The sequence below is a fragment of the Duncaniella muris genome, assembly GCF_003024805.1.
GTDB classification, from domain to species: Bacteria; Bacteroidota; Bacteroidia; order Bacteroidales; family Muribaculaceae; genus Duncaniella; species Duncaniella muris.
In genome coordinates this window covers 60,022-86,802 of sequence record NZ_PUEC01000010.1, presented here as the reverse complement: position 1 = coordinate 86,802, position 26,781 = coordinate 60,022, and the positions used below count along the sequence as shown (strand labels likewise).

General features: G+C 51.8%; 22 protein-coding genes. 8 read left to right on the top strand and 14 right to left on the bottom strand.

Going from position 1 to position 26,781, the window contains the following annotated elements; genetic code table 11:
• Positions 1-26 precede the first annotated feature (26 nt).
• Positions 27-2,006, bottom strand: a complete 1,980-nt coding sequence (locus C5O23_RS05805) for a fumarate reductase/succinate dehydrogenase flavoprotein subunit (protein ID WP_107032022.1) — start codon at positions 2,004-2,006, stop codon at positions 27-29.
• An 80-nt stretch (positions 2,007-2,086) separates the two neighbouring features.
• Positions 2,087-2,761: a succinate dehydrogenase cytochrome b subunit gene (locus tag C5O23_RS05800; RefSeq protein WP_107032006.1), complete on the bottom strand. Its 675-nt coding sequence runs from the start codon at positions 2,759-2,761 to the stop codon at positions 2,087-2,089.
• A 326-nt stretch (positions 2,762-3,087) separates the two neighbouring features.
• Between C5O23_RS05800 and C5O23_RS05795 the strand changes: the two genes are divergently transcribed.
• The 5 genes from C5O23_RS05795 (at position 3,088) to C5O23_RS05775 (ending at position 8,068) form a co-directional block, all read left to right on the top strand.
• A complete protein-coding gene (locus C5O23_RS05795) occupies positions 3,088-3,816 on the top strand; it encodes a lysophospholipid acyltransferase family protein (RefSeq protein WP_107032005.1) in 729 nt (242 codons plus the stop codon).
• A 246-nt stretch (positions 3,817-4,062) separates the two neighbouring features.
• Positions 4,063-4,338, top strand: coding sequence for a co-chaperone GroES (locus C5O23_RS05790; protein ID WP_107032004.1), 276 nt, complete (start codon positions 4,063-4,065; stop codon positions 4,336-4,338).
• A gap of 35 nt (positions 4,339-4,373) precedes the next feature.
• Complete coding sequence (gene groL, locus C5O23_RS05785; RefSeq protein ID WP_107032003.1) at positions 4,374-6,011, top strand: chaperonin GroEL; 1,638 nt, start codon at positions 4,374-4,376, stop codon at positions 6,009-6,011.
• Between the two features lie 146 nt (positions 6,012-6,157).
• Positions 6,158-7,270, top strand: coding sequence for a TlpA disulfide reductase family protein (locus C5O23_RS05780; RefSeq protein WP_107032002.1), 1,113 nt, complete (start codon positions 6,158-6,160; stop codon positions 7,268-7,270).
• A 30-nt stretch (positions 7,271-7,300) separates the two neighbouring features.
• Complete coding sequence (locus C5O23_RS05775; RefSeq protein WP_107032001.1) at positions 7,301-8,068, top strand: TIGR02757 family protein; 768 nt, start codon at positions 7,301-7,303, stop codon at positions 8,066-8,068.
• Between the two features lie 134 nt (positions 8,069-8,202).
• Here the strand turns inward: C5O23_RS05775 and C5O23_RS05770 are convergent, their stop codons facing one another.
• The 8 genes from C5O23_RS05770 to ispE all read right to left on the bottom strand — a co-directional run bounded on the left by C5O23_RS05770 (position 8,203) and on the right by ispE (position 19,763).
• Positions 8,203-9,192 (bottom strand): acyltransferase family protein, encoded by a 990-nt coding sequence (locus C5O23_RS05770; protein ID WP_107032000.1) that lies wholly within the window; start codon positions 9,190-9,192, stop codon positions 8,203-8,205.
• Between the two features lie 185 nt (positions 9,193-9,377).
• Positions 9,378-12,056 carry a 4-alpha-glucanotransferase gene (locus C5O23_RS05765; RefSeq protein WP_107031999.1) on the bottom strand — a complete coding sequence of 893 codons (2,679 nt, stop codon included), beginning with the start codon at positions 12,054-12,056 and terminating at the stop codon, positions 9,378-9,380.
• 251 nt (positions 12,057-12,307) lie between these two features.
• Positions 12,308-15,151 carry a M16 family metallopeptidase gene (locus C5O23_RS05760; protein WP_107031998.1) on the bottom strand — a complete coding sequence of 948 codons (2,844 nt, stop codon included), beginning with the start codon at positions 15,149-15,151 and terminating at the stop codon, positions 12,308-12,310.
• A 104-nt stretch (positions 15,152-15,255) separates the two neighbouring features.
• Positions 15,256-16,032 (bottom strand): hypothetical protein, encoded by a 777-nt coding sequence (locus C5O23_RS05755; protein WP_107031997.1) that lies wholly within the window; start codon positions 16,030-16,032, stop codon positions 15,256-15,258.
• Entirely contained in the window at positions 16,029-16,811 is a 783-nt protein-coding gene (mazG, locus tag C5O23_RS05750; RefSeq protein ID WP_107031996.1) for a nucleoside triphosphate pyrophosphohydrolase, read from the bottom strand. Before mazG ends, C5O23_RS05755 begins: the two co-directional genes overlap by 4 nt.
• 134 nt (positions 16,812-16,945) lie before the next feature.
• Entirely contained in the window at positions 16,946-18,106 is a 1,161-nt protein-coding gene (dnaJ, locus tag C5O23_RS05745) for a molecular chaperone DnaJ (RefSeq protein ID WP_107031995.1), read from the bottom strand.
• Positions 18,107-18,121: 15 nt separating this feature from the next.
• Positions 18,122-18,748 (bottom strand): nucleotide exchange factor GrpE, encoded by a 627-nt coding sequence (locus tag C5O23_RS05740; protein ID WP_160630577.1) that lies wholly within the window; start codon positions 18,746-18,748, stop codon positions 18,122-18,124.
• A gap of 193 nt (positions 18,749-18,941) precedes the next feature.
• Positions 18,942-19,763 (bottom strand): 4-(cytidine 5'-diphospho)-2-C-methyl-D-erythritol kinase, encoded by an 822-nt coding sequence (gene ispE, locus C5O23_RS05735; protein WP_107031993.1) that lies wholly within the window; start codon positions 19,761-19,763, stop codon positions 18,942-18,944.
• Positions 19,764-19,986: 223 nt separating this feature from the next.
• On the opposite strand from ispE, the gene dnaB reads away from it, so the two are divergent.
• Both dnaB and C5O23_RS05725 read left to right on the top strand, forming a co-directional pair.
• Complete coding sequence (gene dnaB / locus C5O23_RS05730) at positions 19,987-21,558, top strand: replicative DNA helicase (protein WP_107031992.1); 1,572 nt, start codon at positions 19,987-19,989, stop codon at positions 21,556-21,558.
• 163 nt (positions 21,559-21,721) lie between these two features.
• The gene (locus C5O23_RS05725) at positions 21,722-22,777 is read left to right on the top strand and encodes a leucine-rich repeat domain-containing protein (protein ID WP_107031991.1); all 1,056 of its coding nucleotides are present in this window, start codon (positions 21,722-21,724) and stop codon (positions 22,775-22,777) included.
• Between the two features lie 153 nt (positions 22,778-22,930).
• On the opposite strand, the gene C5O23_RS05720 is transcribed toward C5O23_RS05725, so the two are convergent.
• Genes C5O23_RS05720 through C5O23_RS05705 form a run of 4 tightly spaced genes read right to left on the bottom strand, consistent with a single transcriptional unit; the run spans position 22,931 to position 25,876 of the window.
• Positions 22,931-23,287: a GntR family transcriptional regulator gene (locus tag C5O23_RS05720; RefSeq protein WP_107031990.1), complete on the bottom strand. Its 357-nt coding sequence runs from the start codon at positions 23,285-23,287 to the stop codon at positions 22,931-22,933.
• 8 nt (positions 23,288-23,295) lie between these two features.
• Positions 23,296-24,093, bottom strand: coding sequence for a hypothetical protein (locus C5O23_RS05715; protein ID WP_107031989.1), 798 nt, complete (start codon positions 24,091-24,093; stop codon positions 23,296-23,298).
• 5 nt (positions 24,094-24,098) lie between these two features.
• Positions 24,099-24,944 carry an ATP-binding cassette domain-containing protein gene (locus tag C5O23_RS05710; protein ID WP_161553557.1) on the bottom strand — a complete coding sequence of 282 codons (846 nt, stop codon included), beginning with the start codon at positions 24,942-24,944 and terminating at the stop codon, positions 24,099-24,101.
• Between the two features lie 50 nt (positions 24,945-24,994).
• Positions 24,995-25,876, bottom strand: a complete 882-nt coding sequence (locus tag C5O23_RS05705) for a TraB/GumN family protein (RefSeq protein WP_161553556.1) — start codon at positions 25,874-25,876, stop codon at positions 24,995-24,997.
• A 240-nt stretch (positions 25,877-26,116) separates the two neighbouring features.
• Here C5O23_RS05705 and C5O23_RS05700 point away from each other — a divergent pair, with 240 nt between their 5' ends.
• Positions 26,117-26,776 (top strand): YczE/YyaS/YitT family protein, encoded by a 660-nt coding sequence (locus C5O23_RS05700; protein ID WP_370464113.1) that lies wholly within the window; start codon positions 26,117-26,119, stop codon positions 26,774-26,776.
• Positions 26,777-26,781 lie beyond the last annotated feature (5 nt).

Genomic DNA, 26,781 nt, shown 5'->3' with positions numbered 1-26,781 from the left:
CTTACAATGTTTTGGTGTGGGGAGGATTATGATTTGTAGTTACGGGTCTGAACCTTGATCTCGGTGTAGTTGAGGGGTTCTTTGAGAAGCACGGGCTTTTCGTTGTCGCCGGTGTATTTCCAGCAGCTGACATACATATAGTCCTTGTCGTTACGAGCGGCTTCGCCGTCGGCGAGCTGATATTCCTCGCGGAAGTGAGCGCCGCATGATTCGTTGCGGTTGAGGGCGTCGATAGCCATCATCTTGGCAATTACAAGGAAGTCCTCCAGGCGGAGAGCCTTTTCGAGTTCGGTGTTGAGATCATCGGCACGGCCTACGATGCGCAGGTCAGAGTAGAATTCCTTGCGGACTTCTTCGATCTCGTCAAGAGCTTTGACGAGGCTCTGGAGTGTGCGGCCCATACCTACGAGATCCCACATCACATGGCCCAGTCGCTTGTGGATCTGGTCGGGTGACTTGGTACCCTTGATGGCCATGAGTTTGTCGATGCGGGTGCGGACTGCCTTTTCTGCTTCGTCAAATTCCTTGGCATCGGTAGTGAAGTGGGGCACCTTGATCTGATCGCTCAGATAGTTCTGCATAGTGTAGGGGAGCACGAAGTAGCCGTCGGCAAGGCCCTGCATGAGGGCTGATGCGCCGAGACGGTTTGCGCCGTGGTCAGAGAAGTTACATTCGCCGATTGCGAAGAGACCCTTGACGGAAGTCTGCAGTTCGTAGTCTACCCAGATACCGCCCATTGTGTAGTGGCTTGCGGGGAAGATCATCATCGGGGTTTCGTAGGGATTGTCATCAGAGATCATCTGATACATGTCGAAGAGGTTTCCGTAGCGGTCGCGGACCACGTCTTCGCCCAGACGGTTGATGGCATACTTGAAGTCGAGATATACGGCGTTGCCTGTACCTACACCGAAGCCGGCGTCGCAGCGTTCCTTGGCGGCACGGCTGGCGATGTCACGGGGGCAGAGGTTACCGAATGCCGGATAGCGGCGTTCGAGATAGAAGTCGCGGTCTTCGTCGGGGATATCGGTGGGCTTTTTCTTGCCGGCGCGGATGGCTTCGGCGTCTTCTTTCTTTTTGGGAACCCAGATGCGGCCGTCGTTACGGAGCGATTCACTCATGAGGGTCAGTTTAGACTGATCTTCGCCGTGGACGGGGATACAGGTGGGGTGGATCTGGGTGAAGGCGAGGTTGGCGAGGTAGGCACCCTTCTTGAAAGCCTGGACAGCAGCCGAGCCGTTGCAGCCCATAGCGTTTGTTGAGAGGAAGAATGCACGGCCGTAGCCGCCGGTGGCGAGTACTACTGCGTGGGCTGCGTAGCGTTCGATCTCGCCGGTGACGAGGTTGCGGACGATTATACCGCGGGCGCGGCCGTCGATGATAACCACGTCAAGCATTTCGCGGCGGTTGAACGACTTCACTGTGCCTTTCTTGATCTGGCGGTTGAGTGAGGCGTAGGCACCGAGAAGGAGCTGCTGGCCGGTCTGGCCTTTGGCGTAGAATGTACGTGAAACCTGTGCGCCGCCAAACGAGCGGTTGGCGAGCAGACCTCCGTATTCGCGGGCGAAAGGAACGCCCTGTGCCACACATTGGTCGATGATGTTGTTTGACACTTCGGCAAGACGGTAGACGTTGGCTTCGCGTGAACGGAAGTCGCCGCCCTTGATAGTGTCATAGAAGAGGCGATAGATGGAGTCGCCGTCGTTCTGATAGTCTTTTGCTGCATTGATACCGCCCTGGGCTGCGATGGAGTGGGCGCGGCGGGGTGAGTCCTGGATGCAGAAGTTGAGCACGTTGAAACCGAGTTCGCCGAGGGTCGAGGCGGCAGAGGCGCCTGCCAGACCGGTGCCGACCACGATCACGTCGAGGTTGCGCTTGTTGGCGGGGTTGACGAGTTTCTGATGTGCCTTATAGTTTGTCCATTTCTGGGCGAGGGGCCCTTCGGGGATCTTGGAGTCGATCTGATATTCAGGTAAGGCTGAGGATTCGATGTCGGCGTAATCCTTCATGATGGGGGTAGAGTCAATCATGCCCTCAAGGTTTTTGATGTCTGCCATATCTGTGTTGTGATATTATTTACGGAATAAGATTAGAAACATCCGTTGCTGGCACGGATTGTGAACACGATTGCCTGGATGATGAAGAGGATGACAACGATTGAGGTCCACCAGCAGCCGATTGTCTTGAGGCGGGGGAGCCAGGTGTCATTGTCCCAGCCGCAGCTCTGGAACATTGACCAGAAGCCGTGGTTCATGTGGAACCAGAGAGCGATGAAGCCGATGATGTAGATAATCGGGGTCCAGATGCAGCTGAATGCCACATTGATGAAGTACATGCCGTTCTGAGGATCGGGTTCATGGATGCCCATGATTTCGGCGAGCTGCATTTTTGCCCAGAACTGGATGAGATGGACAACGAGGAATGCGAGGATCACGATACCGAGCACGAGCATGTTCTGCGATGCCCATTCAACCTGAGCGGGTTTGCGAACCACGTCGTAGCGGTCGTTGCCACGGGCCTTGCGGTTCTGAAGGGTCAGCCATACGGCATAACAGATGTGAATGATGAAGAGCACGGCGAGACCCATTGAGGCAACCAGTGCATACCAGTTGGCGCCAAGGAATGCGCAGACTGCGTTATAACCGTCGGGCCAGAAGATAGCCACACCGTTCATCAGACAGTGAAACGTGACAAATAGGACAAGGCATAAGCCCGTGAGAGCCATCACGAACTTCCTCCCTATAGATGAGCAAGTTAACCACATAGTAGTTTAAAAATGGATTAAATTATTTAAATGAATTAAGAAATTGATGCTATTGAACTGTTTTATAGCGCAAAGTTACGTCAAAACATCGGGCTTTACAAGAATTAAAGAAAAATTTCTTTAACCGGATGTAAGAAAGATTAACATTTTTCGAACCGTCATGTGATAATGAATCATTTTTTAAGACACCCTCTTAATATACAAGGTGTAGACCTTAGGGATGCATAAAGCTGACAGTGGACCCAGGTCTGGTAATATATTTGCACATTTTTTGAAAATATAGGGAATAATGTGTATTTTTGCTGTGTCTTAAGCACACAAATTCCATGATGATCATTTATCGCATTTATCAGATTCTGATAATGATTCCTTTGCTTGCGGTGGCCACTGTCATTGCAGCCGTGATCACGGTGACCGGTTCGGCGCTTGGTTTCGGGCGCTGGTGGGGCTACTATCCTCAGGTCCTATGGGCCAGACTTTTCTGTTGGCTTTCCTTTGTCAGAGTTACTGTCAGAGGACGGGAGAATATCGACCCGAAAGTAAGCTACGTTTTCGTGGCAAACCATCAGGGAGCATATGACATTTTTACCGTCTACGGTTATCTCGGCCATAATTTCCGCTGGATGATGAAGCAGAGTCTGCGCAAAATTCCCTTTGTAGGCTGGGCATGCGCCTGGTCGCAGCAGATCTTTGTCGACAATTCCTCGGCATCAGCCACACGCCGCACCATGCAGCAGGCCGAACGCCAGCTGAGCGGAGGCATGTCACTTGTGGTCTTTCCCGAAGGCGCGCGCTCATGGACCGGCGAGATGGCCCGTTTCAAGAAAGGAGCTTTCCGCCTGGCCATCGAGTTCAATCTACCGGTGGTGCCATTGACAATCGACGGCGCCTTTGATGTGCTGCCGCGTTTCAAGAAAATGCCGGTGCCCGGCCATATCTGTCTGACGATTCACAAACCCATCCATCCCTCTGCCGACGGCCATGACCAGGCCCGGCTGATGGAAGAGTCTTATCGTGAAATAGAAAGCGGGTTGCACAAAGGTTGCAGATGCTGAACTAATCCGTAGGCTGAAACGTTTTAAATGTCGGTGGGCGAGTGAGCCGGCCGGCATTAATTTTGCCCTTTTGCAAGGCGCGGAATTGACAAATTGTCAGTCGCAACTGACACAGATGAAGACTGGCACGGTTTATGCTCCATCTGATAGACGTGAAAGCAGTCTTATATACCTTAAATATATATAAAGAGTGCGCATAAAGACAGAAACAATAATAATTAACCAAATAACTAATATTAGGAACTTATGAATATCAAACCATTAGCTGACAGAGTGCTCATCACCCCCACTCCTGCAGAAGAAGTCACCGCCGCAGGCATCATCATTCCTGACACCGCCAAGGAAAAGCCTCTCCGCGGCACCGTGGTTGCTACCGGCAACGGCACTAAGGACGAAGAAATGGTTGTAAAGGCCGGCGATGAAGTCCTTTTCGGAAAATATGCAGGTTCTGAGGTGGAACTCGAAGGTACCAAATATCTCATCATGCGTCAGAGCGACATTCTGGCTGTTCTTGAGAAATAATCATCAATTCTGAAACGCATAAAAAACGCATAAAAATGGCTAAAGAAATAAAATTCGACATAAAGGCTCGCGAAGAGCTTAAGAAAGGCGTTGACGCTCTGGCCGACGCAGTGAAAGTGACCCTCGGACCGAAAGGCCGTAACGTGATCATCGAAAAGAAATTCGGTGCTCCCCACATTACAAAGGACGGAGTCAGTGTGGCACGCGAAGTTGAACTCGAAGATCCCTTCCAGAACATGGGCGCACAGCTCGTCAAGGAAGTGGCTTCAAAGACCGGCGACGATGCCGGCGACGGCACCACAACCGCTACAGTGCTTGCCCAGGCAATCATCAACGTTGGTCTCAAGAATGTGGCTGCCGGTGCTAACCCGATGGACATCAAACGCGGTATTGACCGTGCGGTAGCCGTGGTGGTTGAAGGCATCAAGGCCCAGAGCCAGGAAGTAGGCGATGACTTCAAGAAGATTGAAGACGTGGCCCGTATCTCTGCCAACAACGACGAAGCCATCGGCCATCTCATCGCCGAGGCTATGAAGAAAGTCAAGAAGGAAGGTGTCATCACCGTTGATGAAGCCAAAGGAACTGAAACCACCGTTGACATTGTGGAAGGTATGCAGTTTGACCGCGGCTACATCTCTCCCTACTTCGTGACCAACACCGAGAAGATGGAGTGTGTGATGGAAAGCCCCTACATCCTTATCTATGACAAGAAAATCTCCAACATCAAGGATATCCTTCCCGTGCTTGAAGCTACCGCCCAGTCTGGCCGCGGTCTGCTGATCATCTCCGAAGATGTAGACCAGGAAGCTCTTGCAACCCTCGTAGTGAACCGTCTGCGCGGATCTCTGAAAGTGTGCGCTGTCAAGGCTCCCGGTTTCGGTGACCGCCGCAAGGAAATGCTTGAGGACATCGCAGTGCTCACCGGCGGCGTTGTCATCTCTGAAGAAAAAGGCATGCAGCTTGCCACCGCCACCATCGACCAGCTCGGCCGTGCCGAAAAGATCACTGTCAACAAGGAGAACACCACTATTGTCAACGGTGCCGGCAACAAGGAAGCTATCGCAGGCCGCGTGGCTCAGATCAAGGCCCAGATCGAGCAGACCACAAGCGATTATGACCGCGAAAAACTCCAGGAACGTCTCGCCAAGCTCGCAGGCGGTGTTGCCGTTCTCCATATAGGCGCTCCCAGCGAAGTAGAGATGAAGGAGAAGAAAGACCGCGTTGACGATGCTCTTTCTGCAACCCGTGCGGCTATCGCCGAAGGCATTGTCCCCGGTGGCGGTGTGGCCTACATCCGTTGCGTGAAGTCTCTTGAAAACCTCAAGGGTGCCAATGACGATGAGACCACCGGTATCAACATCGTGCTTCGCGCCATCGAAGAACCCCTCCGCCAGATCGTGGCCAATGCCGGTGAAGAAGGCGCAGTAGTGGTTCAGAAGGTCAAGGACGGCGAAGGTGACTATGGCTACAATGCCCGTACCGATACTTACGAGAATCTTCTCGCAGCCGGTGTCATCGACCCTGCCAAGGTAACCCGTGTGGCCCTTGAAAACGCTGCATCGATCGCCGGAATGTTCCTCACCACCTCATGCGTGATCGCTGACAAGAAGGAAGACAATCCCGCACCCGCAATGCCCGCACCCGGTATGGGCGGCATGGGTGGCATGATGTAAAAATCAGCATCCCCTCTGACAATATAAGAAAACAGTATATTGCAAGCCTTTTCAGCAGTCGTCCGGCTCTTTTTCCCGGACGGCTGCTTTGGCTGTTTGGGGGATTATTCGTACTTTTGCCCGAAAGATTATATCCAATCAGAATTATGAACAAAACTATCACATCAATGCTCGCAGCCGCTATGCTGGCCGTGAGCGCGTGTTCGCTGAACGCACAGCCTAATTTCACACTGACACTCCCTGTGCCGGCAGACAATAATAACAGTATGGCCTACCTGATCAACTGGGACAGCAGCCAGAAGATTGATTCAGTACTCGTCACTGACGGAGTAGTGAAATTTGCAGGAAATGTCGATGCGCCTTTCATCGGCACCGTAAGTGTCAACGGCGGCCGTGGCCCTGTTGTCATCATCGAACCTGGCGACATTGTTCTTTCAGAGTCAATGCAGGCATCAGGAACACCTCTCAATGACAAACTTGAAAGCTACATGAAGCGCCGCAACGAGATCGTGCAGGAATTCCGCACGCTTGACCAGAACGATTCTATCCAGATGGAAAAGGCCAAAGTTCTGGAGAAGGAATACAACCAGATCTCTCAGAAAGCCTATGCCGAGAATGCAGGAAACCCCGTGGGTCTCTTCTGGTTTCTTCAGGATGCCTATGAGATGGACCTCGCCGGTATAGACGCAGCAATCGCAAAAGATCCGGCACTTGGAGCGTCAAAGCGCCTCGAATCGCTGCGCACATCTCTCCAGGCAAAAGCCGAAACTTCGGAAGGAAAGCACTATAAGGACTTCACCGTGAGCTATAACGGCAAGGAAGAAAAGCTCAGTGACTACGTGAAACCCGGCCGTTTCACGCTGGTTGACTTCTGGGCAAGCTGGTGCGGTCCGTGCATCCGCCAGACCAAGGTCATCAAGGAACTCTACGCCAAGTATAAAGACAAAGGTCTTGATGTTGTGGGCGTGGCCGTATGGGATGAGCCTGACAATACATTCAAGGCCATCAAGCAGCACGATCTCCAGTGGCCCTGCATTGTCAACGCACAGACAGTTCCAACCGATCTCTATGGCATTTCCGGTATCCCCTGCATCATCCTGATCAATCCGGAAGGCATCATCGTTTCGCGCGACAAGATGAGCCAGGAGCTTATCGACGCCGTTGACAGCGCTATGGCAGGTTTCGAGCCTCAGGCCGCAGCTGTTGTGTCAGCCGATAAGGATACAGCTGCAGTCAAAACAACCGACGTTATATTCTGATACTCGGTTAATTTTGAATAGTTACTTATTATGACAGACAGAGATCTTAAGGATCTACTTGATACAGAGGCGGCGAGAATCAACTCGCCGTCTTTTATTGGTGATGATCCCGTTCAGTTCCCGCGCAGGTTTTCAGACTTGCGTGACATAGAGATAGCCTCCCTGCTCACTTCGGGCATCGCCTGGGGCAACCGCAAGATGATATGCCGCGACTGCGACAAATTGCTGGCCATGATGGACAACAGCCCATACCGGTTCATGATGGACAAGGCTTATGAAGCGCTGCCTGACGAAGTCAATGTCCACCGCACATTTTTCATCCGCCATCTCAAGCACTATCTGCGTGGTCTGCGCGAAATTTATTCCCGACACGGCACTTTGCAGGACTTTGCGCGTCATGAGCATGTGGCCTCTTCCGAAGCTCCTGCCTGGGCGCTTGTCGCGGGCATAAACCGAGAACTTGCCGCGGCCGAACCCGGAAAATCTGATCTTGCCTCGCGCTGTCTGCCGCAGAATCTGACCACATCTGCGCTGAAGCGTGTCAACATGGCCCTGCGCTGGCTTGTCAGAAATGACGGCATAGTCGACCTCGGAGTCTGGGATGTGATTGAACCCTCGCAGCTCTACATCCCGCTTGATGTCCATGTCGGAGACATCTCGCGCGAACTTGGTCTGCTGACACGCAAGGCCAATGACCGCAAGGCAGTCAATGAAGTCACAGCCCACCTGCGCCGGTTCAACCCCTCAGACCCGACCGTCTATGACTTCGCTCTCTTCGGCATCGGTATGAAACTCTAATGTGTCGGTCTTAAACAATATCTAAGGATAGATCACTCGGCAATAGATACAGCCGGTTGCTTCTCAGTAGCCGGTTTTTGCAATTTATAAGGTCTATTTTGCCGACAAGAGACCGGAAAGATTGGATTTGTTTCTTATTTCCATAATTCATTTTTCCCTATGAGTTGCGGGCAAAGCTTATTTAGAATTTGTATTACAGGCCAAAGTGTAGAGGTAGTGAGTATGAGAATTATTATTCCGCCCGAAACTCCAGGTTGTCCAAATAAATTTGTGTAACAAATCAGATATATGGTCAGGATAATTTCATGCATTCCAAGAACGATGTATGAATTAACTCCGTAAAAATGCAAGAATCTCAAAAATGGGAGTTTATAGGAATACTTTAGAAGATAGATCATTAATAATATGAAAGCAAAAATTTCGGCATAAGAAACTAAGGCTCCAAGGAAGTGGTTCAGGTTATATGCCGATTTGATAAACCAGCAGAGTATGAATACAGTCAGCCCGCAAAGTCCAAGTTGTCGCGATGTCTTTATACCGTGCTCCACATCAATCAGTGATAAGATATGCCGTCCGGTCAGGTATCCCATTGAATAAAATATGAAATACGGCATACAGCGGCTGATCATAAATGGTGCTTTTACATCGTAGAAATAGAAGACTCCGAATAGAGATATTAATAGTGCTGAAATTCCGATTGCAACTCGTTTTAGGTTGGCTTTAACGAGAAAGTATATTAAAAACTGTTGGTTGATCAGAGCGCATATGAACCATAATGGCGGATTGACAGGAAACGACTCTGTAGATTTATAGAGCCTGAAAATACCCCAAAAGCATGAAAAATCGAAACTTGACAACGGATTATGTATGCTCCATTGCAATATAAGATAGATGTAATATACCACATAAAAGAATGCGAACGGAATTAGAAGAGTGTTGATTTTCTTTTTTATAAATTCCAGTAAAGGATATGGCTTGAAAAAAATGCCTGACAAAAAGAAAAACATAGGCATTGTGGGTGGATAATCAACGAATTCTGGATGAGAGGTATGATACCACACTACCCATAAAATAGTAAGTCCTTTGAGATAATCTATATAGTCAATTCGTTTTTTCTGTGCCATGATGGTTTAGAGTCAAGTATTTTCAGTTCAGGAAATTAAGAGGTTGTTTTTACCTCTGAGATATATGATTGGTCTGCGTTAGATAAAACGTGTGTTACACCATAAAAATTGCCCGCAGACCGAATTGTTATTCCGTCTGCGGGCAATATCAGAGGCTATTATTAAGTTTAATCTTGGGCGTGTTATTACCGGCCTGATGATATGATTTCTTCGCGGATGCGGTTGTTGAACTCTTTCTGAGAATTGAGGTCTTCGAGCGTGAGGTGCATGCGGTAACGCCAGTAGTGGCGCGGGTTGGCGGGAATGTTGATCAGTTCGTCGCGCGGGTCCTGACGGCGCAGCACTCCGTCAATCGACAGCCAGTCCTGAAGCGGGAGTATGCAGAGCATCGAGGGTGACTGCAGATGGAGTCTGATGATGCGCTCGCAGATCCACGGCTCGGCATAGACCGGCGCTTCTCCCGGCTCGCCGAGCACTTCGTTGTAGAACCTCTGTGTGGTGGCACGGTCGGCCTCCCACCAGCGGCGTATGCCGTCCATGTCATGGGACGAGGTGGTGCACACCGAGCGGTAGGGATAAGTCCAGGTGTTGCCGAAGGCTGCATTCGGATCTTTCGGCATGCGCTGGATCTCAAGCACAAGTATCTGCAGGTTGTTCATCACGGCAGGCACACATGCCGGAATCATTCCGAGGTCTTCGGCGCAGACGAGCATGTCTGTCGCATCAGTGAGCGGCGGAAGTTTCCACATGGCCTTGTCATACCAGAAGTCATTGTTGCGGCGGTAGAAGAAATCGTTGTAGAGACGGTCGAAACACCAGCGCTCGTAATCGGTCAGCGCACGGTAGGCATAGGTGAACTGGGCCGAGATTCTCGGATGGTATTTGCCTTTTTCATATGGATCCTCGATGAAAAGGACCTCGTCGATCAGGCCTAAGAGCCCGTTGCATATGCGGTCGTTGCGTTTGTTCTTCTCCTGTCCGGCGAAGTAGTCTATCACCCTGCGCTGAGTGCTGACCTCGTCACGCAGGCGGTAGCGGCCATATCCGTCGTCGAGGAGGAAGCGCTCTCGCACCTCCGATGCAGTCTCGCCGAAGAAATCGCCGAGCATATAGTCCATGATGTAGGGGCGGGTCTGGCGCTCTTCGTCAAGCCAGAAGTCATAGCTGTTGCGAAGCTCGTCGGGGCTGAAGGGTAGTGCGCGGTTGAACACACCGAGCAGACCGTGGACGGCATCCATCGGGATCTGCCATATGCGAAAGAATCCGAGCACATGGTCTATGCGGTAGGCGTCAAAGTATTCAGCCATTTTGCGGAAACGCGATTTCCACCAGGCGAAACCGTCTTTCGACATTTCCTCCCAGTTGTAGGTCGGGAGACCCCAGTTCTGGCCGAGCACAGAGAAGTCATCCGGAGGCGCACCGGCCTGGCAGTCGAGATTGAACAGGCGGGGTGAGATCCAGGCGTCGGCACTTGTGCGCGAGATTCCGATAGGAATGTCGCCTTTGATGGCCACGCCTCGTTCCGAAGCATAGTCGCTGACCTCACGCATCTGTTTGTCGAGAAAGTACTGTATGTAGCAGACATAGTCGATGTCATCCTGATGGTCGGCAATGAAGCCTTTGACCTTTTCAGGATCATAGACTGCAAAGTCGCCCCAGCGGCTCATGTCTGGGGTGTGGTTGAGATCGCGGAGCACACACCATGCGGCATAGGGCATCAACCAGTCGGCATTTTTGGCGAAGAACGCCTTGTAGGCTTTCGATCCGAGGACCTCTTTTCCGTCCTGAGCGAAAAGCTCGCGGGTGAATTCGTTTTTGCCGTTGTTGACACGCTCGTAGTCAACCTGAGGCAGGCGGTTGAGTTCGCGGCCCAGATTGTCGAAGTAGCGCTGGCGCTCCTCGTTTTTCAGCCGGCCCATAGCCTGCAGGCGCAGGAACATGGGGTGCAGAGCGAAGGTCGAGTTCGCATTGTAGGGATATGAATCGGTCCAGCTTCCGGTCATGGTGGTGTCATTGATAGGAAGAAGCTGCACGAAATTCTGCCGGGTCTGTGCGGCCCAGTCGATCATCATTTTCAGGTCAAGGAAATCACCGACACCGAAGTCATCTTCGCTGCGGAGCGAGAATACCGGAATAGCCACGCCCGCTCCACGCCAGGGGGCCAGAGGGTTGACCAGTCGCTGTCCGGCATCAACTATTGACTCGTCGGGGCGCTGGAGTCTGAGATCTATATGGCGGTTGTCACGGGCTTCCCATGCGACAACATCGCCGGTCGATTTTTTAAGTATAATGAATTTATAGTCTGTTCCGGGCTGGATTTCAGCGGCCGGAATGTTGACTTTCCATGTCGGATAGTCGGCATCACTCATGCGCAGTGCCTTTGATGTATCCCAGGCTCCCATTGCGGCGGCTTCTCCGGCTACTGCCACAACCTCGTCAGGGGCTATCATTGGAGCGTCGACGCTGAGGGTCAACATGCCTGCCGCCGGCATCACGGCAGCAGAACGGTTGCCGCGGTAGCAGATGCAGTCGGTGAACGCGCTGCTGTAGTAAGGTTTGTCCCAGGGCTGGTCCTGCCAACGGTCGTAGACAGTGAACATGTGGGTGTCTGCGGCATGGACAAAGCGCCGGGGCTTTCCCCATTCCTTTTTGACAGTCCCGTTGTCATGACGCACTATGTAGCCGTAGCTGAATTCTTTTACAGTGTCGGGAATTTCTACATGCACGGTCCAGGTTTCAGCCCCGACAAGTTTCATCGGCACTGCGCGGCTGAGATCGTCCTCGCCAAGTGCAAGCGGACAACCGGTGAGATAGAGAGATTCACCCCACTCGGTGCGGTAATTCACGTTAAAGGTCAATTTCATGAGTAAGTATGATATATGGATATGTATATTCTATTTATTATAATTGATTTTTTTCGGCAGTTAAGTTCGGAATTGATGAGTTGAGATTGTCCATAAAAGTACGGATGATGCAAAAATACGAAAAATCCGTATAAATGCAAAAGGCGCGTTGCAATCCGGTTGATTGCCGCGCGCCTTTTGGAAATTTCCGGGTGAACCGATGTGTCTGTTATGACTGCCGGCACACCATTATGTGATGACCGTGGTGACGGTTATTTTGCAGGATCGAGAATGAGGACCCTGTAGTTGCCCTGTGCGTTGAGGGCCTTCATAAAGTCCATCACATCCTGAGGTGTGATAGAGCTTACAGTGGCAACATTGCCGTTGAAGGTGTCCACGCCGTTTGAAAGCGTTCCGACGATGGCTGAGAGCCACGGCCCGTTCAGCTCTTTGTTGGCGGTAAATGCCTTCACCATATATTCTTTGGCAGGGTTGAGCTCGGCTGCAGTGACATTCGATTCCATTTCCTTGAACTGGCCTTTGATGAACGAGAGGACTTCTTCTTTCATTTCAGGCTTCATCGGGAACTGAGACACGATGCTTGCGGGGTTCAGGCCGGAGCGTTCGAGTGAGCCTGAGGCACTGATCGAATATACGGCTCCCATCTCTTCGCGTACGGTCTTGATCAGACGGTTGGTCAGAATCTGGCCTGCGATTGATGCAAGCATGGCGTTTTTGGGGGTATATTCCATGTCGCCGCTCTCGATAATGGCAACCTGGGTCTGGGGTGTCGACATTTCGGCTGTGAAAGAGTCGGTCTTGTCACCGCCCTTCATGAAGAGGGCAGGATTGTATTTCTCGACCTTCTTCACGGCAGTCTTCGGATCGCCGGGCAGAGATGCGATATATTTCTCGACGAGAGGCTTGAGGGTTTCGGGGTTGACGTTGCCGACAAACACAAATGTCCAGTCAGCAGCATTGGCTGTCATTGCATGGGCTATTTCGATTGTCTGCTCGCGCGAAGCTTTGTTGATGACCTCAGAGTTGAGCATCTGTGCGCGGGGAGAGTCGTAAAGGGTGGCGAGGATGTTTTTCTGGAAGATGTATTCCGGGCTCTTTTCCTGATTTGCAAGGAAGCCGCTGTAGGCGGTTTGCAGGGCTGCAAACTCGTCGGCAGTGAATTCGATATCCTTGAAGTTCATGTAGAGCAGCTCCATAAGGGTCTCGATGTCTTTGGGAGTTGTGGAGCCTGAGAAGCTGCGGCTATAGTTTCCGAATCCGCAGTTGAGCGCCACCTGCTTGCCGGCTGTGTATTTCGACAGGTCGGTGTTTGTGTAGCTGCCGAGGCCGCGGGCCGGAAGAGCTGTCGACATGAAGAGGATCGAGTTGGTGTAGTCGTCAGAGAAATCCGAATAGCCTCCTTTGGCATAGGCCGAGAAGATGATTTCGTCTTCTTTGAACTTGGTCGGCTTGACAATTACTTTGGCGCCGTTTGAAAGAGTCCAGTCAATGGTTCCGAACTGCGGGTTTTCAGTCGCAGCTACAACTGTTCCGGCAACCGGCGCTGCGGGGATCAGAGGCTCGGAGTTGACTTCATCCACAAAAGCATCGATGGTTTCGGCATCGACTGCAGCGAGGGCTTCGGCGATCATCTCCTTGGTGGGGACTGTGATACCTTCAGCTTCAGGCATGAGCACCATGACGGCACGGTTGTCGGGGGTCACAGCTTCGGCCATCTTACGGTTGATGAGATCAAGGGGTACATTGTTGGCTATTCCCTGTGTGAGTGCCCACTCGGTCTCGATCGATGGCAGCGGTTCTTTGTCTGTGAAGTTCTTGACATATTCGCTTACAAACGAGCCGGTCTGACGGGTGGCGCGGTTGTTGTATATGCGCTCGAATGACGAAAGATATTCGCTGCGTGCGCGGTCATATTCACTCTGGGTGAAACCGCCGCGCTGTGCGCGCAGAAGCTCGCGATAGAGAGCCTGGAGGGGCAGGATGATGTCATTGTTCTTTGAAGCTACAGATCCGCTCATGGCATCTTTCACTTTCGAAGAAAGGAAGTAACCGCCGAAATCAATTCCGGCGCCGGCAAAGGGAGAATCCGGTCTGGATGAGATTTCGTTAAGACGGTTGTTGATCATTGACGATATCATGGCCTGGATATAGCTGTTGACGAAATAGGCAGGGGTGTTTTTCAGTTCAGCAGGTATCGGATCGAATATGAACATCATCTGGGCTACAAGATTTTTCTGTTCAGGATCGCTGCCGATTCCGTAGAGAGTGCCTTTGTGGTCAGGCACGGGGGTATAGACGCGCTCTGCGGCATTTTCAGGCATCTCGATTGATGAGAACATCTCTTTGATCTTGCCTTCGATGCGGTCAACGTCAATGTCTCCCACCACGATCACGGCCTGCTGGTCGGGACGATACCATTTTTCATAGTAGTCGCGCAGATCCTGATAGGGGAAGTTGTCAACGATCTCCATCTTGCCGATAGGCAGACGGTGGCCGTATTTTGAGTCTGGGTAGAGGTCAGGCAGGATCTTTTCGAGGATTCGCATCTGACCCTGCATTGAGCGGCGCCACTCTTCATGGATCACACCGCGTTCCTTGTCTATTTCCTCAGGAGCGAGTGTGAGGTCATTGGCCCAGTCATGCAATATGAGAAGGCAGGAGTCCTGGACGCTTTCGCGGGCCACCGGGACATTGCTGATGTTGTAGACAGTCTCGTCTACACCTGTATAGGCGTTGAGGTTGGCGCCGAATTTCACACCGATTGATTCGAGCCAGTCGCGGAGCAGATTGCCGGGGAAATTTGTGGTGCCGTTGAAACACATGTGTTCGAGGAAGTGGGCGAGACCGCTCTGGCTGTCTTCCTCAAGAATAGATCCGACGTTCTGGGCGATGTAGAAATCTGCCTGTCCCTTGGGGTATTCGTTGTGACGGATGTAGTAAGTCAGGCCGTTAGGCAGTTTGCCGATACGCACTGCTGTGTCTACGGGCAGAGGCTGGAGCATCGGATTCTGATCCTGCGCTCTGATTATTCCGGGAAGAGCCATGAAGACCATGACGAGTGCTGCCGACAATAATCTGAATGTAGCTTTGATCATGATTGGTGGTTTGGTGAAATGAATTGAGTATGTTTTTGTTATTTCAGTTATATTACGCAAATATAGGGCAATAGTAACAGAATAGATCCAGTTTGTGTCGCGTTTTAAACAAAATTAACTATCTGCTCCGCTGTCAGGGTCTTGAATTTGCGCTGGTGGTCGGCCAGAACGGCCTGGGCTTCTATACGCAGATAGGGGACGGGGATGATGTAGGCCATAGGGCATTCAGGATGGAACACTCCGAGCTTCATGTCATTGATGCTGATTCCGTAGCGCTCTTCGAGTATGAATCTGTAGATGCTCAGCTGAAGGGCATAGTGCATGTAGGAGCAGTCGTCGAGATGTCTCACCGGGTGGAGGCCTTTGGCTCCGAAACGGCTTGTGCGCTCGGTCTGCCCGTCAGGACGGACAAGCTTTTTTGACCGTTTCCAGTCATATATATTAAAGGTGCCGTCGGGGCGTCGCTCCAGAAAGTCGAGAGTGCCGGCCACACCGTAGTCCTCCATATATATGCGCCATTCTGTGCGGTAAGGGTAGAGGCGCTCAGCCGCTGCGAAATGGCGGAACATGGCATATGCGTCGCCGTCATCGCCGTAATCATCGCCGAGATAATAGCGCTCTATGCGGTCGTGCATTATTGTGCCGAGTTCGCGCGAACGGCGGGCGTTTTCCTCCCACCGGGCTTTCAGCTCCTCAGCAGTCAGACCCATAGAGGGAGCTTTGCGCGCAGCCCAGTAGTCGGCATCGAATTTCGGGAAGCAGCTTTCCACGATGGTTGTCACGGAAGTCAGCGTCCGGTCGCCTACGGTATAGGTGTGGGTCCCGGCATCGAAGCTGAGAAACGGATCGCGCTGATGGGCGTTCAGTTCGTTATAGTTCATAGACTTTTGGCTTCCTCCCAGATCGCATCCATTTCTGCCAGTGTCATTTCCTTAAGAGTCTTGCCGGCTTCATGCGCTTTTTTCTCAAGATAATTGAAGCGTTTGATGAATTTCCTGTTGGTTTTTTCGAGCGCGTTTTCGGGATTGATCTTGTAGAGCCTGGCGGCGTTGATGATGCTGAAGATCAGATCGCCCATCTCCTCTTCGCGGTGAGCGGCATCCATCGAGCCTACGGCCTCTTCGAATTCGCTAAGTTCTTCGCGCACCTTTTCCCAGACCTGCGCCGGTTTTTCCCAGTCGAAACCAACGTTGGCGGCTTTTTCCTGAATGCGGTCTGCCTTTATCATTGCCGGAAGGGCGGCGGGGACTCCGGAAAGCACGGTCTTGTTGCCGCCTTTTTCTTTCAGTTTGAGTTCTTCCCAGTTCTGGAGCACCTCGTCGGTAGAGTTGACGGAAGTGTCGCCAAACACGTGCGGATGGCGGTAGATCAGTTTCGAGTTGAGCGCATCGCAGACGTCTGCGATGTCAAAGGCGCCTTTCTCCTCGCCGATTTTGGCATAGAAAAGCACATGGAGAAGCACATCGCCGAGCTCCTTGCGAATATTGGCGTTGTCTTCGTTTATAAGAGCGTCGCAAAGTTCATAGACTTCCTCTATGGTGTTCGGTCGCAGTGATTCGTTGGTCTGTTTGGCATCCCAGGGACATTTCACACGCAGAATGTCAAGCGTGTCGATCACCCGTCCCAGAGCCTCGATTTTTTCCTCGCGGGTATGTGACATGATATTTGGTTTTTATGATTGCAAAGATACTCAATCAATCTCAAATATCGTGGGTGTGGATGCAAAATTCCCCATGCCGGAATTGCAAATTTGTTGTCGGCACGGGGAATTTATATAGCAGAGCCCTGCGTTTGTTATTCGAATATGTGGCGGAGTTTGCTGAAGATGCGGTCTTTGGTCGACTGGCTGGGAGTCATGTTGGGTTTGCCCTGCAGCGACTCGATGGCTTTCTTCTCTTCATCGGTGAGGTTTTCGGGGATGTAGACCATGACGTTGATAAGCTCGTCGCCTGTTCCGTAGCCGTCGGTCGAGGGGAGTCCTTTTCCGCGCAGGCGCAGAACCTTGCCCGGCTGTGTGCCGGCCGGAATTTTCAGGCGGGCACGGCCAGTGATGGTCGGCACTTCGACTGATCCGCCGAGAGCGGCTGTCGGGATGTCGAGCATAAGGTTATAGATGACGTCGTTGCCGTCACGGATGAGTTCGGGGCTCTTGATTTCTTCGATGACCACAAGGAGGTCGCCGTTTACTCCGCCGTGGATGGCGGCGTTGCCCTGGCCCTTGACAGTCAGAGTCTGTCCGTCAGCCACACCTGCCGGAATGGTGAAGGTCACAGTGCGGTCTTCGCGGACCACGCCTTCGCCGTGGCAGAAACTGCATTTTTCATTGATGATCTTGCCTTCACCCTTACACTGCGGACATTCTACGGCTGACTGTGAGATGCCGAACAGGGTCTGCTGCTGGCGCAGTACGGTGCCCGAACCGCCGCAGGTGGGACATGTGGAGAATGCGGTGCCGTCTTTGGCTCCGGTGCCGTCACAGTGGGTGTCTTTGACAAGAGTAGGAATCTTGAGCGTCTTGGTGACTCCGGTCGCTATTTCGGCGAGAGTCATCTTGACCTTTATGCGCAGGTCGGAACCGCGGCGCTGGCGGCGGGCCCGGCCTCCGGCGGTCTCGAAACCACCCATGTTGCCGAAGCCTCCTCCGAAGATGTCGCCGAACTGCGAGAAGATGTCTTCCATCGAGAATCCTCCGGCATGGAAACCTCCTCCTCCGCCTGGGAAGCCCTGCGGACCCATATTGTGGCCGAACTGGTCATATTTGGCGCGTTTTTCGGGATTGGAGAGCACATCATAGGCCTCGGCAGCTTCCTTGAACTTCTCCTCGGCTTCCTTGTCGCCGGGATTCTTGTCAGGGTGATACTGGATGGCCTTTTTGCGATAGGCGCTCTTTATGGTCTTTTCGTCAGCGTTTTTGTCAACGCCGAGCACTTCGTAATAGTCTCTTTTGTTAGCCATAAGTGGAGAAGCTGCTTACTGGCCCACAGCCACTTTGGCATGGCGGAGCACTTTGTCGTTGATTGTATATCCTTTGGTCGGAGTGTCGATTACGATACCTTTCTGCGATTCGTCGGCCACGGGTACCATAGCTATCGCCTCATGGAGTTCGGCGTCAAATGGCCGGCCGTTGCTTTCAATGGGTTTCACGCCGTTGGAAGCGAGGAATTTGACGAGTTTCTGATAGATCAGCTCCATGCCTTCGCGGATCGAAGACGGATCTTCGAGTTTCGCGCTTGCCTCAAGTCCGCGTTCGAAGTCGTCGACGATTGGGAGCAGTCCTTTGAGCACGCTCTCTGATGCGTTGCGGATGATATCTGATTTTTCCTTGCCCGTGCGTTTGCGGAAATTGTCAAACTCAGCCATGAGGAAGAGATATTCTTTCTTCTCTTTCTCCACCTGGGCCTCGGCGTCTTTCAGCTGTTGTGTCAGGGCATCGATATCGGAAAGCTGCTTGTCGATGATGGCGTTTTCTTCGTCTTCGACAGAATTCTGCTCGTCAAAAGCTTCCTGGACATCGTCAAGAACGGCTGCGTTTCCGTCCATAGTCTCGTCCTTGCGGGGAGTGGCGTTGTCCTGATGGTTATTTTGCTTGTGGCTCATAATATTTATGTCGTTTTTTTGATTTATCGTAGGATTATTCTCTTGTATCATGCAAAAAGGTTGCCAAAATGGCTGTCAGGCAGATATTTTTCCGACAAAACGTGCTTTTGGCCATGCCCCTTTCTGATTTTACAACAAACCGGAGCGCATAACGTTCAATAGTCCAACAAAAAGCGGATGCCTGACGGCGGTATCAGAGTTTTGAACTGAACACAGCCGAACCGGCGAAAGTCTCTGTCAGACAGTCTGCCAAAATGTCATTGTCGAAGAGGCCGTAGACCGATGAGCCTGAACCTGACATGGAGGTGTAGACGGCTCCGAGTCCTTCCATTTTTTCCTTGATCTCGCTGACTGAAGGGTAGGCGGGAAATACCGACGGTTCGAAGTCGTTTTTAAGCCGTCCGCGCCATTCGCTTATGGGGCGGGAGATGATCCCGGCTATGGGTGTCTGTGGTATGGACGGAGTGGTGTGGCGGTAGGCTTCGGCTGTCGGCACACTTGTCGGAGGTTTGACAATGACTATGGTGAGGCCGCTTAGGCTGACTTCGGCCGGAGTGAATTCCGTACCTATCCCGGTGCACAGCATCGGACGGTTATAGATGAAGAAGGGGCAGTCGGCTCCGAGTCCGGCGGCTATTTCAGCAAGCCGGCTGTCGGAAAGTCCGAGAGCGAAAAGCTCGTTGAGCCCGCGGAGCGTAAATGCCGCATCGGCCGATCCGCCTCCAAGTCCGGCTCCGTCGGGTATGATCTTGCGCAGAAAAATGTCGACCGGCGGCAGTTCCACAGTCTCGGCGAGAGCCCTGTAGGCTTTCATCACAAGATTTTTTTCAGGCGGACAATCCACCCGGCGTCCGCTGACAGTCAGAGTGGTTTCGCTTCCCTTGGCCGGAACTATCTCAAGAACATCGCACCAGGGGACAGGGATCATCACGGTCTCAATGTCATGATAGCCGTCAGGCCGACGGCGCAGAATGTCAAGGCCGAGATTGATTTTTGCATTGGGAAACAAGATCATACGGAGGAAATGTGCTTCGTGAAAGAATAATCGGTATAAATTTCAGGCAAAGGTAGCGCTTTTTTCTGACATGTGTAATCAGAACCATATCCACCTCAAAACTTTCGCTCAGATTTTAACTATTGTTTTTAAACAAGCTCTGAGTGGCGGAAAGATGAAACTTTTTCGTACCTTTGTATGAAAAATCGTCTTAACAAAGCCACAACATCACTATATCACAGCCATGCCACAGGACAACACATCAGGCTCTCAGCGAAGAACATCGAAACCGCAACATGTCTCAGTCTTTGACCACGGAGGCCGCATCCCTCCGCGCGACAACGATCTTGAAGAGGCGGTGCTCGGCGCGCTTATGCTTGAAAAGGATGCCTACACGGTTGTCTGTGACATTCTGAAACCAGAATCGTTCTACGATCCGTCAAATCAGAAGATCTATGCCGCCATTCAGAGTCTCGGTGCCGCGCAGCAGAGCATCGACATGCTCACCGTCACCGAAAAGCTGCGTCTGATGGGCGAACTGGAGGCTGCCGGCGGTCCGCTGCGCATCTCCGAACTGACTTCGAGAGTGGCTTCAGGAGCTCACGTAGAGTTCCATGCCCGCATCGTGGCTCAGAAATATCTCGCGCGCGAACTTATTAAATTCGCATCGCAGATCGAGGCGCAGGCTTTTGACGAGAGCTACGATGTGGACGACCTTCTCCAGGAAGCCGAAGGCAAGCTCTTTGAAATCTCGCAGCGTAATGTCAAGAAAGACGTCACACAGATCGATCCTGTGATCAACTCGGCCATCGAGCAGATCCAGACGGCCGCCAACCGTGCCTCCGGTCTTTCAGGTCTTGAGACGGGCTATCATGAACTTGACAAACTGACTTCAGGCTGGCAGCGAAGCGACCTTATCATCATTGCGGCCCGTCCTGCGATGGGCAAGACCGCATTCGTGCTCTCGATGGCCAAGAACATGGCTGTCAACTATAATATCCCCGTGGCCATCTTTTCGCTTGAAATGTCTAACCTCCAGCTCGTCAACCGTCTGATCCAGAACACCTGCGAGATTGAAGGCGAGAAGATCAAAAGCGGTCAGCTGACGCAGATGGAGTGGGATCAGCTCATGTCAAGAGTCAAGAACCTCTACAGCGCACCTTTATATATAGACGACACGGCCTCGCTTTCGATATTCGAACTGCGCACCAAGGCGCGCCGACTTGTCAGAGAGCACAACGTCTCGTTCATAATCATCGACTACCTCCAGCTCATGAATGCCTCAGGCATGAAATTCGGTTCGCGAGAGCAGGAGGTCTCCATGATCTCGCGCTCGCTCAAACAGCTTGCCAAGGAACTCAACATCCCCATCGTGGCCCTCTCGCAGCTTAACCGAAGTGTAGAATCGCGTGGCGCCGACAGCAAGGATGGAAAACGTCCGCAGCTGAGCGACCTTCGTGAATCAGGTGCGATCGAACAGGATGCCGACATTGTCTGCTTCATCCACCGTCCGGAATATTACCTGCGTTCAGGGGTCGATGCCGCCGGCAATGACATCCGCGGCCTGGCCGAATTCATCGTGGCAAAGCACCGTAGCGGCCGTGTGGACGATGTGAAGATGCGCTTCAAGTCGCGCTATGCCCGTTTCGAGAACTGGGACAGCGAGCCGGAGATGACAAGCGGCTCCAAAGTGTCGCGCCTCAATGCCGGCGATGATGATTTTGGCGGCGGAGGCTTCGGACAGCCGGCAAGCCCGTTCAGCGGCGGCTCGGCCGACATCCTCGGTGCGCCCGGCGACGACGTAGCTCCCTTCTGATGCGATATGACTGGATTTCATGCGTTAATGAATATTCTGGAGAACAGGCTATAAAAAAATATGGCCTCTGAGCCTATTGAGGAAACGATTTTTAACGGTCATAAAACTTTTCATAAACACGGTTTGTTAGATAGATAAAATTAACAAAACCAACTATTGTTTTATGAAAAAAGCGTTATTAATCATTGCAATCATGCTGGGTAGCGTGGCTGCATTTGCTCAGAGTCTTGACAAGAATGAAGCTAAACAGCTTAAGGCTTTTCTTTCTGAGCCCGCAAAAGAGGGAACCAATGCATCGGCCCTTAAAGTTTCCGACATCAATGCCATCGCCTCGATTGAAGGTGTGACAGTCGAAAACGGACATGTAACCGCCATCGAATGGAAAGACAAAAAATTGGCTGGCACCCTCAACCTCGCCAATTTCAAAGCTCTTGCCAAAGTCGATGTCTCACGTAACGAACTCACAACACTCAGCGTCGCCAACTGTCCGGCACTGTCTGATCTCAACGCAAGCCGCAACAAGCTCACTCAGGTTGACTTCTCAGGTTGTAAGAATCTCGTGCAGGTAGCTGTCTACAAGAACCGTCTTACTGAAATTGACCTTTCTGACACTCCGCTTCTTCAGAATCTCAATGTGTCAAGCAACCTCTTTGTGGAACTCAGCCTTGCCAACAGTTTCAACCTCAAGACCCTCAACTGCCAGGGTTGCCATCTGGAAGCACTGAATGTGTCAGGCTGTACAGCTCTCAAGAACCTCTATTGCGGTTACAACAAGCTTACAACCCTTCAGCTCACAGGTGTGGAGAATCTTCAGAACCTCAATGTGGATGACAACGAAATCGCCAATCTGATCATCTCCGGGCTGCCTTCGCTTGCCACTCTCATCTGCTCTGACAACAACATGACTTCTCTCGGAGTCCGTGACTGCAGCGCTCTGCTCGACCTCGTCTGCTCATACAATGATCTGACCACACTCTCTGTTGAAAACTGCGCCAACCTCCAGTATGTCGACTGTTCTTACAACGACCTCACCACTCTGGATCTCGCAAACCAGACCTTCCTCCAGCGTCTGATCTGCAACAACAACCAGCTCAACACTCTTGATGTTTCGTTCGACCAGGCTCTTACCTACATCAACTGCCGCTACAATACTATCATTGACTTCCGCACCATCGGTTGCAACAGTCTCCGAATGGTTGCCTGCCAGTGGAACTATTGATCAGCCACAGCCGAATGAATATCAGCCGTTGTCTCTGACCGTCTGAATAAGCAGACCCAATAACGCAAACACACACATATAGCCTGCCGGAAACTTTCTCAATGGTTTCCGGCAGGCTTGTGTCTGTTCGGCTGGGAGCTTTTCAGAGGGGCTCTATGAACGGCTGTTGTATTTGCTGACCACTTCGTCAATGGAAATGCCGAGCAGTTCCATCTCTCTGAAGAGGCCGGTGAGAGTCGTGTCAAAAAACTCGCGGCGGCGTGCCTGGTTGACTTGCTCCAGTGCATCGGCGGTCAGATAGAAGCCCATGCCGCGGCGCGAGACTATGATCCCTTCCGCCTGAAGATATTCATAAGCCTTCAGCACTGTGTGGCTGTTGACTGACAGTTGCACTGAAAGTTCCCTGACTGACGGCACCCGTTCGCCGGCCGTCCAGGCTCCTGTCAGGATCTGGCCGAAGCTGAAGTCTATGATCTGTCGGTAAATTGGTTTGTCAGATGTAAAATCCATGAAAGATATCAGTTTTTGGCCTGACGTGTGGCGAGCAGGCGGTATATTCTGTATGTCATGAAAAGTCCGTAGATAAGCATGGCACCCCACATTACTATCATATAAGGCATCATTTCTTCAACTATTATGGCTGAAAGTTCTGTCGGATCGGTATCGATGCTCATTTTGGCCACGGCAATCACGCCTCCGGTCACTCCGGCCATAATCAGGATAAAGAATATCATGCCTAAAACGCTGCTCATTGATTTGACAACGCGGTGGAGGGTGCTGCGGAGCACTACATACAGACCGGTGATGATGAGGGCGAATGCCTGGATGCATCCGGCTATGACCTGAGATATTTTTAGCTGGCATTCGTTCTCGTCGCCTAAGTTAGTACCTGAGTCTGAAAGATAGGCAGAGACAACTTTTGTCAGATCCCAGTCCTTGTTGATCATCGAGAAGATCAGGTTTAGTCCGTACCAGATGCTTTCGATCACGGCGGGAGTCACCACGAGCACTAAGAGCAGATAGAACACAAGTTTTTCAGATGTCTTGACCGGCAGGAGCGTCATGATAGTGTCATCACGCCGGGCAAACATGATAGGGCTGAAATAGAAGGCGGCTGCCACGAGCAGGCTTGTCAGCGAATATGTGGCCATCACATTGCCTCCGGAGTGGTTGACGAGTTCTACCAGCAGGACGCACAGAAGCGAAACTGCCGCCGAACCGGAGAGGTAATAGATTATGGATTTCTTATACAGCAGGCCGATGCTCAGGCAGCGGCGCCATGAGAATTTGTCGTTGAGAGTGGCTATTGTGTCCATTGCTGCTATGATTCAGATGTTTGTGAATTGATTTGATTCAGGATGGCATCGCGTGCGCCTGACATAAGGGCCGAGTAGAGAAGCGCGTAATTCAGATCGCTGTCTTCGTTGCCACGGTTGGCGGTGACGGAGAGAAACACTCCTGGCCCCTGCTCGGTGAACAGTGCGTCGGCCGGCGGGATAGGGGTGGCCACGCAGGAGATCTTCTCGGCTATCTCCCATGTGGGACGTGCCAGAAGCAATCGTCCGCGCGATAGCATGATCAGTCCGTCATACAGTTCCCGAAGGTCCGAGACGGTGTGGGTGGAGACGATGACGGTTTGGTCCGGGCCGGTGCATCGTGCAAGCATATTGCGCAGTGTCTTCTTTGAGTCGATGTCAAGACCGTTGGCCGGTTCATCGAGGAGCAGCACGTCTACCCCTAACGCAAGCACATAGGCAAGCAGTGACTTGTGGCGCAGACCGAGTGAGAGCTGATTGAAATTCTCATGGCCGGTCAGTCGGAAATCATGAAGGTTTTCCTCGAATGTCTCCTGAGAGAAGGTAGGGTAGAAGCGGCTGTGCATTCCGGCGAATCCTCTGATCGTGGTGGCCGGAATCTCCATCGAGTCAGGGAGCATGAACACTTTTTTCAGAGTCGATGGACAACGCCGGCTCATGTCGCAGCCGTCAGCCTCTACGCTTCCTGCCGACGGGAAGAGCAGGCCGGCTATCAGCCGCAGGAGTGTCGTTTTTCCGGCTCCGTTCTCGCCGAGAAGCAGATGGATGCCCGGTGCTATTGATGCCGTCGCATCGCTGATGGCTGTGAATCCGTGGCGATAGGAATAGGTCAGATGGTCAATGGTGATCATGGCTGGATATATAATTAAGGTATATATTAATATAGGTGTAATTCCGGAAATCATTTGACGGCTTCTACCGAATAGCCCTCTTTGCGCAGAAGACTGATGAGACCCTTCTCGCCGGGCAGATGTCCGGCACCGACGGCGATCAATACGGAAGCACTTGGCAGCAGTCCGGCCATGATGCGCGCCCAGTTTGCGTTGCGCCTGTTGATCATGCGTTCGCTCCATTCATCAGATGAGCCGCTGGCCGGATCTTCCATGAGTTCGAGCATTTGGTTGAGGTCACCTGCAAGATAGGCCTTTGCAAGTTTTTTTGCCATCTCGGCTGCATGACTGTCGTTGCGCACCATCTCCATCAGGCTCTCGGCCTGATCTATGATTGAAGATCCGAAAAGGGCCTTGCACTGGTCATCGATGGTCTCGAATCCGCCGATTTCTTTTCCGAGTGCGGCTCCGCGTTTCTGGATCTCGCCGTCGATTTGCTGCTGAGGGTTGAAGTTAGGAAACACAGTCTGACTCTGAATCATGGCGATAAGAGTGCAGAGCATGGCCGGTTTGAGTTGGGCAAACTGCTTTGCGGAGGCCATTGGTCCCATGTAGTTTCTGAGCATCACGTCGAGGGAGTCGGTCTGGGCGGGAGTGAGCACTGAAGTCAGCAGACTGTCCTGTGGAGCCATAGCATAGCCCATCATGATCTGCTGCGACTGGGGCGACATGGCTTCTGTCATTATCATTTCGCCATAGATTTTATCGGCCGATGCGATGGTTTCGTTGAGCCCTGCCACACTGTCGATGACTGAAACGGGAGCCACGTGGTGTGTGCCGAAAAGATATGACGGTTTTTCAAGTCCGTTGCCTGAAATTTTCCATAAAAGCTGTGCGTTGCCACTGACGGCGGCTGAAATAATGAGAAGTAGAGATAAGATTGTCTTTTTCATTTTACAGATGTGATTTTTGTTGGAGATGTTGGTGCCTGTTGTACTTGAGTCAGAAATGTGATGTTGTTGTTTAGTGTTGTACATTACTAACACACTGCAAAGGTAGGGACATTTTTCTTTCATCCAAAATTTTTCGAAAAAAATTTGTAATTTTGCAAAAAATATGGCTCCGGCCATCGATTCAAGGCTCAGACAGCCATCAACGCGGTAAGAACGGAGAGAACAATAAAAAATATAATTATGAGAAATTGGATCATCAGGTATGCGGTATTTATCATAGGCCTGTATTTTCTGACACTGGGTGTGGTATTGATAATTCGTTCATCGCTGGGGACATCTCCCATTTCAAGCTTTTCCTATGTCCTGAGCCTCAACACTCCGCTTACTCTCGGAATGGCCACTTTCATTCTAAACATGCTGCTCATAGCCGGACAGTTCTGGTTTCTCCGTGGCATCGGAACACGCCGTGACTATATGGAGATCATGATGCAGATCCCCTTCTCACTGCTTTTCTCAGCCTTTCTTGACATCAACATGTATCTTTTCCGTGACATGACTCCTGAGTCATATGCCGGCGCGCTTGCATTTCTCGCCGCGGGCTGTCTCATCCAGGCCTTCGGTGTGGTTCTGGAGATAAAACCCAATGTAGTGGCCATGAGCGGTGAAGGTTTCGTGAAATACGCCGCCCGCCGTTTCGGCAAAGACTTTGGCCGCGTTAAAGTCATGGTCGATGTCGGCCTGGTGCTTCTGGCTGTCGTGACCTCGCTTGCCATGACTCATTCCATCATCGGTGTGCGCGAGGGCACTCTCGTTGCAGCCCTGGGTGTCGGTCTGCTTGTAAGTTTCATCAACACTCGTCTGATAAGCCACATTCCCGTCCACCGCATACTTAGACGGTGAGAATC